The sequence below is a fragment of the Geodermatophilus sp. SYSU D00705 genome, assembly GCF_054050135.1.
In genome coordinates this window covers 209,107-222,277 of sequence record NZ_JBJGYT010000003.1, presented here as the reverse complement: position 1 = coordinate 222,277, position 13,171 = coordinate 209,107, and the positions used below count along the sequence as shown (strand labels likewise).

At 75.9% G+C, this 13,171-nt stretch carries 12 protein-coding genes; 4 read left to right on the top strand and 8 right to left on the bottom strand.

The annotated features are described in order from the left end of the window. Positions 1–34: 34 nt before the first annotated feature. The 3 genes from ACI78Q_RS04000 to ACI78Q_RS03990 are packed head-to-tail and all read left to right on the top strand — an operon-like array spanning position 35 to position 2,057. Positions 35–769: a DedA family protein gene (locus ACI78Q_RS04000; RefSeq protein WP_456922027.1), complete on the top strand. Its 735-nt coding sequence runs from the start codon at positions 35–37 to the stop codon at positions 767–769. Beyond that, positions 766–1,440 (top strand): HAD-IA family hydrolase, encoded by a 675-nt coding sequence (locus ACI78Q_RS03995; protein ID WP_456922026.1) that lies wholly within the window; start codon positions 766–768, stop codon positions 1,438–1,440. Before ACI78Q_RS04000 ends, ACI78Q_RS03995 begins: the two co-directional genes overlap by 4 nt. Then, a complete protein-coding gene (locus tag ACI78Q_RS03990) occupies positions 1,437–2,057 on the top strand; it encodes an alpha/beta hydrolase family protein (RefSeq protein ID WP_456922025.1) in 621 nt (206 codons plus the stop codon). Before ACI78Q_RS03995 ends, ACI78Q_RS03990 begins: the two co-directional genes overlap by 4 nt. Before the next feature lie 27 nt (positions 2,058–2,084). Here ACI78Q_RS03990 and ACI78Q_RS03985 read toward each other — a convergent pair whose 3' ends face one another. The 4 genes from ACI78Q_RS03985 to ACI78Q_RS03970 form a co-directional block, all read right to left on the bottom strand. Continuing rightward, entirely contained in the window at positions 2,085–3,011 is a 927-nt protein-coding gene (locus ACI78Q_RS03985; RefSeq protein ID WP_456922024.1) for an SRPBCC family protein, read from the bottom strand. A gap of 95 nt (positions 3,012–3,106) precedes the next feature. After that, complete coding sequence (locus tag ACI78Q_RS03980; protein ID WP_456922023.1) at positions 3,107–3,967, bottom strand: FAD binding domain-containing protein; 861 nt, start codon at positions 3,965–3,967, stop codon at positions 3,107–3,109. 28 nt (positions 3,968–3,995) lie between these two features. Beyond that, positions 3,996–6,488: a xanthine dehydrogenase family protein molybdopterin-binding subunit gene (locus ACI78Q_RS03975; protein ID WP_456922022.1), complete on the bottom strand. Its 2,493-nt coding sequence runs from the start codon at positions 6,486–6,488 to the stop codon at positions 3,996–3,998. Next, positions 6,485–7,030 (bottom strand): (2Fe-2S)-binding protein, encoded by a 546-nt coding sequence (locus tag ACI78Q_RS03970; protein ID WP_456922021.1) that lies wholly within the window; start codon positions 7,028–7,030, stop codon positions 6,485–6,487. Before ACI78Q_RS03970 ends, ACI78Q_RS03975 begins: the two co-directional genes overlap by 4 nt. Positions 7,031–7,330: 300 nt before the next feature. Here ACI78Q_RS03970 and ACI78Q_RS03965 point away from each other — a divergent pair, with 300 nt between their 5' ends. Further along, a complete protein-coding gene (locus tag ACI78Q_RS03965) occupies positions 7,331–8,323 on the top strand; it encodes an iron-siderophore ABC transporter substrate-binding protein (protein ID WP_456922020.1) in 993 nt (330 codons plus the stop codon). Here ACI78Q_RS03965 and ACI78Q_RS03960 read toward each other — a convergent pair. The 4 genes from ACI78Q_RS03960 to ACI78Q_RS03945 form a co-directional block, all read right to left on the bottom strand. Beyond that, positions 8,320–9,558, bottom strand: coding sequence for an MFS transporter (locus tag ACI78Q_RS03960; protein ID WP_456922019.1), 1,239 nt, complete (start codon positions 9,556–9,558; stop codon positions 8,320–8,322). The two genes, ACI78Q_RS03965 and ACI78Q_RS03960, sit on opposite strands and share 4 nt — an antisense overlap. A 168-nt stretch (positions 9,559–9,726) precedes the next feature. Continuing rightward, the gene (locus ACI78Q_RS03955) at positions 9,727–11,064 is read right to left on the bottom strand and encodes a GAF domain-containing protein (protein WP_456922018.1); all 1,338 of its coding nucleotides are present in this window, start codon (positions 11,062–11,064) and stop codon (positions 9,727–9,729) included. A 67-nt stretch (positions 11,065–11,131) separates the two neighbouring features. Further along, complete coding sequence (gene mftF, locus ACI78Q_RS03950) at positions 11,132–12,628, bottom strand: mycofactocin biosynthesis glycosyltransferase MftF (RefSeq protein WP_456922017.1); 1,497 nt, start codon at positions 12,626–12,628, stop codon at positions 11,132–11,134. Further along, positions 12,625–13,167: a cysteine hydrolase family protein gene (locus ACI78Q_RS03945; RefSeq protein WP_456922016.1), complete on the bottom strand. Its 543-nt coding sequence runs from the start codon at positions 13,165–13,167 to the stop codon at positions 12,625–12,627. The genes mftF and ACI78Q_RS03945 overlap by 4 nt, the downstream gene beginning before the upstream one ends. Between the last annotated feature and the right edge of the window lie 4 nt (positions 13,168–13,171).

Genomic DNA, 13,171 nt, shown 5'->3' with positions numbered 1-13,171 from the left:
GGCCCTCCCGTGACCGCGCCGTTACCGTGGAGCCATGTCGTTCCTCGCCGCCGCTGCCTCCTCCGATCAGGGCGGCATCACCGGCTTCCTGCTCGACATGGTGGAGAAGCTGGGGCCGGTGGGCGTGGGCCTGTCCATCCTGCTCGAGACGGTCATCCCGCCGATCCCGAGCGAGGCCGTGCTCGGTGCGGCCGGCGTGCTGATCAACGAGGGCCGGATGACGATCGTCCCGGTCGTCCTGTGCGCCACGCTCGGGTCGGTCCTCGGGGCGATCTTCTTCTACTACGTCGGCCGGGCACTCGGGCCGCGCCGCTCGCACGCGTTCCTCGACCGCCTGCCGCTGGTGGAGACCGCGGACGTCGACAGGACCTTCGCCTGGTTCGAGCGGCACGGGCGCTCGGCGGTGTTCTTCGGCCGCATGGTGCCGATCGTGCGCAGCTTCATCTCCGTGCCGGCCGGTGTCGTGCGGATGCCGTTCGGCCAGTTCCTGCTCTTCACCGCCGGCGGCAGCCTGATCTGGAACAGCGTGCTCATCGGGCTGGGCGTGGCGGCCGGCGACTTCGTCCGCGACAACCTCAAGTACCTGGACTACGCCGTCGTCGCCGCCGTCACCGTGGGGCTGGCCTGGCTGGTCTACAAGCGGGCCAAGGACGTCCGCCGGCACCGCCGCACCCGCGCCGCGGCCGGTCGGACCACCACCGCCGACCGCCCGGCGACCGAGCCCTCGACGACGGCCCCGGCCGACGACGCCGACCGGCGCGAGGCGTGAGCGCTCCCCTCCGCCGTCCGGACGTCGTCGCCTTCGACGTCAACGAGACCCTGCTCGACCTGGCCCCCGTGCGGGCCGCCCTGGTGGAGCTCGGCCAGCCCGCCGACCTGCTCGGCACCGTCTTCGCGCGCACCCTGCTCACCGGCTTCGCCACCGCGGCGGCCGGCACCTGGTGCCGCTTCCGGGACGCCTTCGACGCGGCCCTCGCCCAGGTCAGCGACCTCCCCGACGGCGACCGCACGCGGGTCGCCGAGGCGTTCCTCGAGCTGGCACCGCACCCGGACGTCGAGCCCGCGCTGCGCCGGCTCACCGCCGCGGGCGTGCGGGTGGTGACCCTCACCCACGGCTCGCCGGGCGTCGCCGAGGCCGGGCTCGAGCGCGGCGGGGTGGGGGCGCTGGTGGAGCGCTCGCTGTCCAGCGAGGTCATCCGCGCCTGGAAGCCCGCCCGCGAGGTGTACCTGTGGGCGGCCGGCGTCTGCGACGTGGCCCCGGAGCGGATGGCGTTGGTCGCCGCCCACGCGTGGGACGTGCACGGGGCGCTGCGGGCGGGCCTGTCCGCCGCCTGGTTCCCGCGCACCGAGCGGGCCTACCCCGGGGTGTACGACCCGGCCGCGCTCGTCGCCGAGGACGTCACCGGCGCCGTGGACGCGCTGCTCGCCCTCCCCGCATGACCGACCTGCCCACCCCGCTCGGCCCGGCCCGGGTCACCACCACCGAACCGGCCGACGGCACCCTCGGCACCCTCGTGCTGGGCCACGGCGCCGGCGGCGGCATCGAGTCCGCCGACCTGCTGGCCGTCACCACCTCCGCCGCGGCGGCCGGCTGGCGGGTGCTGCGCGTCGAGCAGCCCTGGCGGGTCGCGGGGAAGCGGATCGCGCCGGCGCCGGCCCGGCTCGACCTCGCCTGGACCGCCGTCCTCGACGCGCTGCGGTACGGCGGCCGGCTGACCGGGCCCCTGGTGCTGGGCGGCCGCAGCGCCGGGGCGCGGGTGGCCTGCCGGACGGCGGCGGCGCAGGAGGCCGCGGCGGTGCTGTGTCTGGCGTTCCCGCTGCACCCGCCGGGCAGGCCCGAGAAGAGCCGCGCCGGGGAACTGACCGCGGTCGAGGTGCCGCTGGTCGTGGTGCAGGGCGAGCGGGACGCGTTCGGCGGCCCCGAGGACGTCGCCGCCGTCCTGTCCGGCCGGGCCGGCGCCTCGGTCTACGCCGTGCCCGGCGACCACGCGCTCAAGGCGGCGCCGGACGTCGTCGCCGCGGCGGCCGTGGACGGCCTGGGCGGGGTCGCCGGCTGACCTCGCCGGCGACCCCACCCGACGGGCTCAGCGGCGGCGGCGCCGGCGCACGATCAGCGTGATCACCAGCAGCACCGCGGCGACGCCGGCCAGCGGCGTCGCGTAGCGGGCCATCGCCGCGCCGCCGGCGACCTCGAGCAGGTCGATCGGCTCGGGCTCGGCCTGGGGCGACCGGGCCGGGGTGCTGGCGGGCGTGGCGGCCGGGCCGGCCGGGGTGCTCGCCACCGTGGCCGGGGCCGCGGCGCCCGGAGCGGCGGTGGCCGGCACCGCCGGGGTGGACGCCGGGGTCGCGGACGGGCCGGCCGGGGTGCTCACCGAGGTGGTGTCACCGGCGGCCTTGTCCGCCGCGGCCGCGGCGGACTCCCGGGCCGCCGACGCCGCGTTGCGCGTCGCCGTGGCCGCGGCGCCGTCGCCGGGCACCTGCTCGACGGAGGCGGCGACCTCCTCGGCCACGCCGGCCGCCGTCGCGGCCGCACCGGCCGGGGGCGGGGTCGCGGCGGCCTGCTCGTCGCCGGCCCCGAGCTGGGCGGCGAGCTTGTCGGCGAACTGCCCCAGCAGCTTGTTCCCGACGTCGGTCATGACGCCGCGGCCGAACTGGGCGGGCCGGCCGGTGATGTTGAGGTCGGTGAGGACGTCCACCCGCGTGGTGTCGCCCTCGGCCTTCAACTGGGCGGTGATCAGCGCGGACGCGGTGCCGTTGCCGCGCTGGTCCTTGCCACGGCCGTCGATGACCGCCTTGTGCGCGGCCTCGTCCTTCTCGATGAAGGAGGCCTTGCCCTGGTAGGTGAGGTTGATCGGGCCGAGCTTGACCTTCACCCGGCCGGTGAAGTCGTCGCCGGTGACCGAGTCCAGGGCGGCGCCGGGCATGCACGGCGCGATCCGCTCGATGTCCAGCAGCACCCGCCAGGCCTCGTCGATGGGCACGGGGACGGTGAACGAGTTCTCCAACTGCACGGTGCGACCTCCTGGGCTACGTGGCTCGGCCGGTCCGCCCCGAGGGGCGGGCCGGCCGAGAGGGACTGGGCGGTTCCGGGGGCGGGTGACCGACGCTACAACCCGGCGGCGGTGGTCACCGCACGGCGAGTCAGCACCTGCGCCAGGTGCTGGCGGTAGTCGGCCTGCGCGTTGAGGTCGCTGCTCGGGCTGGTGCCCTCCGCGGCCGCCTGCGCCGCCGCCGCGATGGCGTCCGCGCTGGCCGCCGCCCCCGCCAGGGCGGCCTCGGCGGCTCTGGCGCGCAGCGGGGTCGGGCCCATGTTGGTCAGCCCGATCCGGGCCTCCGCGATGCGCCCGTCCTCGCGGCGGACCGCCGCGGCCACCGCGACGATCGACCAGGCCTGCGCCACCCGGTTGAACTTCTCGTAGTGCATGCCCCACTGCCCGGCCAGCTTGGGGACGCGGATCTCGACGAGCAGCTCCCCCTCCTCCAGCGCGGTGGTGAGGTAGTCGACGAAGAAGTCCGCCGCGGGCACCGTGCGCCGCGCCCCGCCGGGGCCGGCGATCACGAACTCGGCGTCCAGCGCGAGCGCCACGGCCGGCAGGTCACCGGCCGGGTCGGCGTGCGCCAGCGCGCCGCCGAAGGTGCCGCGTGCCCGCACCTGCCGGTCGGCGACGGTCTCGGTGGCCTCGGCGATCAGCGGCGCGTGCTGCGCGATCAGGGGGTCGACCAGCACGTCGTGGTGCGTGGTCATGGCCCCGATGACGATCGCGTCGCCGTCGTCTCGGACGCCGCGCAGCTCGCTCACCCGCGACAGGTCGACGACCGTCTCGGGCGCGGCCAGGCGCAGCCGCATGACCGGGATCAGCGACTGGCCGCCGGCCAGGATCTTCACGTCCTCGCCGCCGTCGGCGATGGCCTGCAGCGCCTCGTCGACGGTCGTCGGCCGGGCGTACGCGAACGGAGCGGGGATCACGGCGCTTCTCCTTCGTCGAATCGGCAGATCACCGGTCACCTCCGAGGGACGACTGCGGGGTGGAGACGCCGGCGGTGGTCTCGGTCTGCGCCCCGCCGTAGGCGTTGGTGCCGGCGGTGGCGCGGTCGCCGCCGTCCCCGCCCTGGTGGATGGCCCGCCACACCCGTTCCGGCGTCAGCGGCATGCGGATGTCGCTCACCCCCAGCGGCCGGAGGGCGTCGAGGGCGGCGTTGACCACCGCGGGCGTGCTGGCGATGCAGCCGGCCTCGCCGACGCCCTTGGCCCCGATCGGGTTGCCCGGCGCCTCGTGCACCGTGTTACCGGTGTCGAAGTGCGGCAGGTCGGCCGCCGACGGCACCAGGTAGTCGACGAACGTGCCGGTGGTGAGGTTGCCGTCGGCGTCGTAGACGGCCTCCTCGTACAGCGCCTGGGCGATCCCCTGCGCCAGCCCGCCGTGCACCTGCCCCTCGACGATCAGCGGGTTCACGATCGTGCCGACGTCGTCCACGCAGGCGTACTTGCGGATCGTGACCATGCCGGTCTCGGTGTCGACCTCCATGGCGCAGATGTGCGTGCCGTGGGGGAAGGAGAAGTTGGCCGGGTCGTAGGTGGCGTCCGCGTCGATCGACGGCTCGACGTCCTCCGGGTAGTCGTGCGCCGCGAAGACCGCCAGGGCGATCTCCTGGATGCCCATGCTCGTGCCGGGCGTGCCGCGCACCGAGAACTTGCCGTCGGCGAACTCGAGGTCGTCCTCGCTGGCCTCGAGCAGGTGCGCGGCGACCTTGCGGGCCTTCGCGACGACCTTCTCCGCGGCCTTGACCACCGCCGTCCCGCCGACCACCAGGGACCGGGAGCCGTAGGTGTCCATGCCCTTGGGGGCCACCGCGGTGTCGCCGTGCAGCACCTCGACGTCCTCGAAGGGGACGCCGAGCTGGTCGGCGACCAGCTGGCTCCACGCCGTCTCGTGGCCCTGGCCGTGCGGCGTCGAGCCGGTGACGACCTCGACCTTGCCGGTGGGCAGCATCCGGATGGACGCCGACTCCCAGCCGCCGGCCCCGTAGGACAGCGAACCCAGCACCCGGGACGGCGCCAGGCCGCACATCTCCGTGAACGTGGAGAACCCGATGCCCAGCTGCACCGGGTCGTTCGACTCGCGGCGGCGGCGCTGTTCCTCGCGCAGCTCGTCGTAGCCGATCAGCTCCAGCGCCTGCCGGGTGGCGGCGTCGTAGTCGCCGCTGTCGTACTCCAGGCCCGCAACGGTGGTGAACGGGAACTCCTGGGCCTGGATCCAGTTCTTCCGGCGCAGCTCCAGCGGGTCCATGCCCAGCTCGACGGCGAGCTCGTCCATGATCCGCTCGATGGCGAAGGTCGCCTCCGGCCGGCCGGCGCCGCGGTAGGCGTCGGTGGGCACCTTGTTGGTGAAGACGCCGTCGCACTCGAACCGGTAGGCCGGGAACTTGTAGATCGCCGGGAACATGAACGCGCCCAGCGCCGGGACGCCCGGGGTGATCAGCCGCAGGTAGGCGCCCATGTCGGCCAGCAGCCGCACCTTGAGGCCCTTGACGTTGCCCTCGCGGTCGGCGGCGACGTCGATGTACTGGATCTGGTCGCGGCCGTGGTGGGCGGTCATCAGCGACTCGCTGCGGGTCTCGGTCCACTTGACCGGCTTGCCCAGCCGCCGGGCCACCAGGAGCGCGATGACCTCCTCGGGGTTGACCTGCAGCTTCCCGCCGAAGCCACCACCGACGTCGGGGGCGATGACGCGGAGCTTGTGCTCGGGGACGCCGGTGACCATCGCCAGCATCACCCGCAGCACGTGCGGGATCTGGGTGGCCGACCACATGGTGAAGTTGTCGCCCTGCGGCTGGACGACGACCGAGCGCGGCTCCATGAAGGCCGGGATCAGCCGCTGGTTGACGAAGCGGCGGCTGACCACGACGTCGGCGTCGGCGAAGGCCTGCTCGGTGTCGGCGCCGGTGCCGGCCTCGCCCGCGTCGAAGACGAAGTGGTACGCGGTGTTGGACTCGATGTGGTCGTGGCAGAGGTCCGCCTCGCCCTTGACCGCCTCCTCCATGTCCAGCACCGGGGGCAGCGGGGAGTAGTCGACGTCCACCAGTTCGAGGGCGTCGGCCGCGGCGGCCCGGCTGCGGGCGACGATGACGGCGACGGCCTCCCCGACGTGGTTGACCTCCTCCACGGCGACGGAGGGGTGCCCGGGGTTGACCATGTCCGGCGTCACCGGCCACGCGCAGGGGATGGAGCCCTGCTGCTCGGCGAGGTCCCGGCCGGTGTAGACCGCGACGACGCCGGGGGCCTGCTTCGCGGCCGAGACGTCGACGTTCGTGATCTTGGCGTGGGCGACGGGGCTGCGGACGACGGCGATGTGCAGCATCCCCGGCAGGACCATGTTGTCGGTCCACGTCGTCCGGCCGGTGATGAGCCGGGCGTCCTCCTTGCGGCGGCGGGCCTTGCCGACCTCCTTGGCGGGGGCCAGGTCGGCGGCGTCCTCGGTGATCGTCATGCCTGCACCACCACGGTGTCAGCGGCGGCCGTGTCCCCGGCCTCCGAGCGGGCGGACGGCACCTCGGCGCCCCCGCTGCCGCGCATCTCGGCGGCGGCGTGCCGCACCGCGCGGACGATGTTCTGGTAGCCGGTGCAGCGGCAGAGGTTGCCCTCGATGCCCTCGCGCACCTCGGTCTCGCTGGGGTCGGGGTTCTCCTTGAGCAGGTCGACCGACGCCATGATCATCCCCGGGGTGCAGAACCCGCACTGCAGGCCGTGCATCTCGTGGAACGCCTTCTGCACCGGGTGCAGCTCGCCCTCCCGGGCCAGCCCCTCGATGGTGGTGACCTCGCTGCCGTCGGCCTGGACGGCGAGCACGGTGCAGGACTTCACCGCGGCGCCGTCGAGGTGGACGGTGCAGGCGCCGCAGTTGCTGGTGTCGCAGCCGACGACGGTGCCGACCTTGCCGAGCTGTTCACGCAGGTAGTGGACGAGCAGGGTCCGCGGTTCGACGTCGTCGGTGTAGGACACCCCGTCGACCCGCACGTTGATCTGTGTCACGGATCCTCCGCTTCGTTGCAGGGGTCGTGTGGCGAAGCCACCTGGAGGCGGAGTCTGGCAACGGGAGAGTGACTTAGGCCACGCTTACCTGCGCGGCACGTGAGATCGTCTCCGCTGCAGCGGAACCAGGACGCTTGACGGCCCGCATCTGCGGAGGTCCCTGTGGCGCGTCGTCCCGACTCGCGCCGCCGGACAACGTTGCAGGGCCGTTGCAGCACGCCCGGCCGCACCCCCGTGACCCGCTCGTGCCGGGACAGGTGTTAGGTGAGCCTCACCTACTGACCGCACCGAGGAGTCCTGATGCGTTCCCGTCCCGTCCTGCGTGGCGCCGCGCTGCTCGCCGTCGCCCTCCTGGCCACCAGCTGCGGCTCCGACCCGGCGGAGGACGGGGGCGACGTCGCGGCGTCCTCCGGGGCGTCGTCCGGGGCCTTCCCGGTCACCGTCGCCACCGCCTTCGGCGACGTGACCGTCGAGGAGGAGCCGACCCGCGTCGTCGCGCTGGGCTGGTCGGACGCCGAGACGGCGCTGGCCCTCGGTGTCCAGCCGGTCGGGGCCAGCGACTGGCTGGGCTTCGGCGGCGAGGGCGTCGGCCCGTGGGCGGAGGGCCGCTACGACGAGGCCCCGGAGCTGATCGACACCCTGGAGCCGAGCCTGGAGGCGATCGCCGCGCTGGAGCCCGACCTGATCCTCGACACCCGGTCGGCCGCCACGCAGGAGCGCTACGACCTGCTCGAGCAGATCGCGCCGACCATCGGCCAGCCCGAGGGCGCCGGCCCCTACCAGACCACCTGGCAGCAGCAGCTCGAGCTGATCGGCCAGGCGCTGGGCAAGGTCGAGGAGGCGCAGCAGCTCGAGGCCGACATCGACCAGCAGTTCACCGAGGCCGCCGCCGCGCACCCCGAGTTCGACGGCACCGAGGTGGCCGTGGCGGCCTACACCTCCGAGGGCTTCGGCGCCTACGTCCGCGGCGACTCGCGGGTGGACTTCATGGAGCAGCTCGGCTTCGTCAACAAGCCCGCGATCCAGGAGCTGTCCGGCACCAACTTCTTCGTGTCGGTCAGCGACGAGCAGGTGTCGCTGCTCGACGCGCCGCTGACGGTCGTCTTCCCGATCTTCGTGGAGGCCGGCGCCATCACCTCGAACCCCGTCTGGGGCACGCTGCCGTCGGTCCAGCAGGGCCACGCGCTCGTCCTCGAGGACCAGGAGCTGGTCAGCGCCTTCTCCAGCGGCACCCCGCTCGGCATCGAGTACGCGCTGGAGAACGCGGTCCCGCTGTTCGCCGAGACGCTCTAGCCCCCCGCCGGGGCCGGTGCGGGCGCCGTCCGCACCGGCCCGGCGCGCCGCTCGCGGCGGCGAAGCACCGCCGAGGCCGTCAGCGCGGCCAGCCCGACGGCGGCCAGGCCCGCGCCCACCACCGCGGGGGAGGTCCAGCCCAGGCCGGCGGCGATGACCACGCCGCCGAGCCAGGCGCCGAGGGCGTTGGCGGCGTTGAGGGCCGAGTGGTTGAGCGCGGCGCCGAGCATCTGCGCGTCGCCGGCCACCTCCATGAGCCGCAGCTGCAGGGTCACGACGAGGACCGACGCGGTCGCGGCGAGCAGGAAGGCCCCGCCCAGCAGGCCCGCGGCCGAGCCCGCGAGGGCGGGGAACAGCGCCAGTACCAGCCCGACGGTGACCATGGCCCCCACCAGCGAGCGGAACAGCGCGAGGTCGGCCAGCCGGCCGCCCAGTGCGGTGCCCACGACGCCGCCGGCGCCGTAGACCAGCAGCACCCACGGGACCGCACCCCGCGGCAGCTCCGTCACCTCGGTGGTGACCGGCGCGATGTAGCTGTAGACGGCGAACATCCCGCCGAAGCCGACCGTGGCCACGAGCAGGGTCAGCAGCACCTGCGGACGGCGCAGCGCGGCCAGCTCGGTGGCCACCCCGGCGTCCGGCCGGCCCGGCGCGGACGGCACCACCGCGAGGACCGCGCACACCGTGACGGCGGCGAGGACGACGACCGCCCAGTAGGCCGCCCGCCAGCCCAGCTGCTGCCCGAGCCAGGTGGCCGCCGGCACCCCCGCGACGTTGGCCACCGCCAGGCCCAGCATCACCGAGCTGACCGCCCGGCCGCGCAACTGGGGCGGCACCAGGGCCGCGGCGACCAGCGAGGCGACGCCGAAGTACGCACCGTGCGGCAGGCCGCTGACGAACCGGGCCAGCAGCAGCGAGGCCTGGCCGGGCGCCAGCGCGCTGCCCACGTTGCCGACGAGGAACGCGGCCATCAGCCCGACCAGCAGGGCGCGGCGGGGCAGCCGGGCGCCCAGCGCGGCGATCACCGGCGCGCCGACCACGACCCCCAGCGCGTACGCGGAGATGACGTGGCCCGCGGTGGGGATGTCGACCCCGATCCCCGCGGCGATGTCGGGCAGGACGCCCATCGTGACGAACTCGGTGGTGCCGATCGCGAAGCCGCCCAGGGCGAGGGCGACGACCGCGGCGACGACCCGCCGGGTGGAGGGCAGGGGGACGTCGGGCGGTGCGCTCACGTGTCGGTGCCAAGTCCCGCCCCGTCGGGGACATTCCCGACGACGGCCTCCTGGAGGGTCCCGCCGTGAGCCTGCGAGCGGTGGGAGGCAGGGGTCACCCCATCGCCCCTGGCCCCCTGCAGGGTCCCGCCGCGAGCCCGCGAGCGGTGGGGGGCAGGGGGTCCTTCCTCAGTGCAGGCGCAGCGGCGCGCGGGGTGCCCGGCGGAGGCGGTGCAGGTGCGCGGCGACCGCGGGCCGGTGGGGGGCGCCCGGCGGCAGCCACTCCAGGCAGGTCTGCCACACCGCGACGTCGTCCTGGGCCTCGGGCAGCCGGCTGTAGCGCAGCAGCAGCTCCGGGCGGCGGCTGGCCAGGACCGCCTGCCGCAGGAGGGCGGTGACCCGCTCGCGGGCGGTCACGACGCCGGGCGCGGCCGAGCGCGGCAGCACCGCGCCGGCGTAGCGCTCCAGCGCGGCGCCGACCGCGCCGCGGCCCAGCAGCCGGCGCACCTGGTCCAGGTCGGTCTCCAGCGGCTCGAGCAGCCGGTACGGCCGGGAGCCGAGGAGGTCGGTGCCGACCAGCCGGCGCAGGCGGGACAGCTCGGCCCGCACGGTCACCGGGGCGGCCTCCCCGCCGTGGCACTCGGCCGCCAACTGCTCGGCGGTGCGGCCGCGGCCGGTGACGGCGGCCTCGGCGAGCAGCAGCAGGAGCTCGGAGTGGCGCAGCGACAGCTCGACGGGGCCTGCGGGCAGCCGGAGGCGGGCGCGCTCCCGGCCCAGGACCTCCAGCCGCGGGGCGGCCGGCCGGGGCGCGGGCGGAGCGGGACGCCGGGCGGTCTGCTCGCGGTGCAGCCAGCGCAGCTCGGACTCGACCGCGGCCACGGTCGCCCGGACCAGCGTGAGCACGTGCGGGCTGGCCACGTGGTCGCCGCCGGTGACGTCGATGGCGCCGAGCAGGACGCCTGTCACCGGGTCGTGCACCGGCGCGGCCGAGCAGCTCCAGTTCTGCACCGGACGGCGGAAGTGCTCGCTGCCGTAGATCTGGACGGCGTGGTCGAGGGCCAGCGCGGTGCCGGGGGCGTTGGTGCCGGCGACCTCCTCCGACCAGCGGGCGCCCTCGACGAAGTTCAGGGCCTCGGCGCGCGACCGCAGCCGCCGGTCGCCCTCCACCCACAGCATCCGGCCGGCCGCGTCGGTCACCGCGACGATCATCTGGTCGGCCTCGGCGTCCTCGACCAGCAGCCGGCGGATCACCGGCAGTACCGGGGCCAGCGGGTGCGCGGCGCGGTGGACCAGCAGGTCGTCGTCGAGGAGGTCGACCGGGGGCGCGGTGCCGTCGGGGTCGACACCGCTGCCGAGACATCGGCGCCAGGAGTCCCAGACGACGGCGCGCACCGAGCCGCCGGCCGGTGCACCGCCCCGGGTGACCAGGGCCTCGTGGGCGGCCCGGAGCCGCCGGGCGTGGGCGGGGTCGGGGCGTCCCTCGGGCAGCGCGAGCCAGGGGTTGACCAGCGTCACGGCGTCGTCCACGGGCTCGGGCTCATCGCCTGCATCGTGGCCTCTCGCGCGGCTTTCCACCAGGCAGCCTCCGGCCGTCTCAGCGCGCGGCGGGTCGGCGCGGTGGGGCCATCGGGGGCGGGGCCGCGGGCAGCAGGGCGCGGGGGTCGCGCGCGCGGAGGGCACCTGCCCACAGCCCGGTGCCGTAGGCGAGGTCCTCCAGCCGCCGGGCCGCGGCGAAGCGCAGCAGGCCGACCGCGCGCCGGTGCGGCCACCAGGCGAGGACGGCGTCGGCGGCGGCCGCCGCGACCACCGTCCGCCGGGCCCGCCGGGACACCACCGCCGCGGCCAGCGCCAGCGGCCAGTGGTGCCGGGTGGCGCTGCGGGCCAGGGTGCGCCCGGCAGACGCGCTGCCGCGCAGCACCAGGGCGGCCGCCAGCCCGAGGGGCGGCGGCTCCCCCGGCCGGGCCAGCCGCCGCGCCAGCCGGATGGCCGTGACGGCCAGCGCCCCGCCCGCGGCCGCGACCGCCGGTCGACGGCCGGTCAGGAGCAGGCCCCAGGCCAGCGCCGACCACGGCGAGACGACGACGGGGGCCACCGCAGCACCGTGCCGCGCCGCCAGCAGCGCGGCCCCGGTGCCGTAGAAGGCGCGGCGGCGCAGCCACTCGCCCGTCGCCGAGGGGTGCTCGTGGGCGACCTCGGCCGCGGGCTCGTAGCGCACCCGCCAGCCGGCGGCGGTGAGCCGCCAGACCAGGTCGACGTCCTCGGCCACCCGCATCGACTCGTCGAAGCCGTCGCCGAGCGCCGTGCGGCGGGCCAGCAGCGCGGCGCTGGGCACGTACGACACCGCCGTCCCGGCGGTCACCGGCGCGGGGTGCGCCCCCATGTCCAGCGCGCTGACCGCCGTCTCGTAGCGGTCCACCCAGCCGGCGCCGCGCGGGGGCAGCGCGGTGATCCGCGGCGCGACCAGCGCCAGGCGGGGGTCGGCCGCGTGCGGGGCGAGCACCGTGGCCCACCCCGGCCGCGGCACGCAGTCCGAGTCGAGGAACGCGACCAGGTCGGTGGTGGCCGCGGCCAGGCCGGCGTTGCGGGCGGCGGCCGGGCCGCGGCTCTCCTCGTGCCGCAGCACGCGGGCACCGTGCCGGGTCGCGACCCGCGCGAGGGTCCCGGGGTCGGCGGAGCCGTCGTCCACCACGAGGACCGGCACCGCCACGGTGGCGGGGTCGGCGCGCAGCCCGGCCAGCAGCCGGTCGACCGCGGCGGGGCGGTCCTTGACCGGGACGACGACGGTGAGGCCGGCCGCCGCGGCGCCGGGGAGGTCCGGGTGGGCGAGGGCTGGGTGGGCGAGGGCTGGGTGGGCGAGGCCGCTGTCGAGCAGCCGGGCGGCGAGCGCGGCGGTCGTGGCGTCCCGGACCACCAGCCGGTCACCCCGCAGCAGGTCGCGGGCCCTCGGCAGCAGCCGGAGCAGCCGCAGCGGGGAGCCCCCGAGCAGCGCCGTCCCGCCGTCCCTGCGCCTGGTCCGGGGGTCCAGCCGGACGGCGAAGCCGTCGGGGAGCCGGGCGGAGGGCGGCGCCGGGACCGCGGGGGCGGGCGTCATCCCGCCGCGAGGACCTCCGCGGTCGTGGTCACCTCGACCAGGGGCGCGTAGCAGCCGAGGATCCGCATGGTGTCGTCGTGCGACTCGTCGTCGGCCCCGGCGCAGGCGTCCGAGACCACCCGCACGCGCACGCCGGCGTCGGCCGCGGGCAGCACGGTGGACAGCACGCAGCAGTCGGTGGCGACGCCGGCGACGGTGACCGGACCCTCCCCGACCAGCTCGGCCACCTCGGGCACCCACTTGCCGAAGGTCGGGGCGTCGATGACGGGCCGGTCGCCCGGGTCCTCCGACAGCTGGAACAGCGGGATGGCGTGCGGCTCGGTGAAGTAGGCGTACTCCTTGTAGTAGTCGACCCAGGCGCCCTCCGGCTGCTCCGGGACGACGAACCGGGTGAAGACGACGCGTTCGCCGAAGGCCTCCACGAGCGACCGGATGCGCGGGCGGATCTCGTCGAAACGCGGCGTCGTCCACGGCGAGGACGTGTCGCGGAAGACCTCCTGGTAGTCGACGACGACCAGCCAACCCGACGGTGCGCCCATGCCG

What these genes read in the sequence shown, in the direction of transcription:
- ACI78Q_RS04000 (WP_456922027.1), top strand. Translation starts at nt 35, where the DNA reads ATGTCGTTCCTCGCCGCCGCTGCCTCCTCCGATCAGGGCGGCATCACC.
- ACI78Q_RS03990 (WP_456922025.1), top strand. Translation starts at nt 1,437, where the DNA reads ATGACCGACCTGCCCACCCCGCTCGGCCCGGCCCGGGTCACCACCACC.
- ACI78Q_RS03975 (WP_456922022.1), bottom strand. Translation starts at nt 6,488, where the DNA reads ATGACGATCACCGAGGACGCCGCCGACCTGGCCCCCGCCAAGGAGGTC.
- ACI78Q_RS03965 (WP_456922020.1), top strand. Translation starts at nt 7,331, where the DNA reads ATGCGTTCCCGTCCCGTCCTGCGTGGCGCCGCGCTGCTCGCCGTCGCC.
- mftF (WP_456922017.1), bottom strand. Translation starts at nt 12,628, where the DNA reads ATGACGCCCGCCCCCGCGGTCCCGGCGCCGCCCTCCGCCCGGCTCCCC.
- ACI78Q_RS03945 (WP_456922016.1), bottom strand. Translation starts at nt 13,167, where the DNA reads ATGGGCGCACCGTCGGGTTGGCTGGTCGTCGTCGACTACCAGGAGGTC.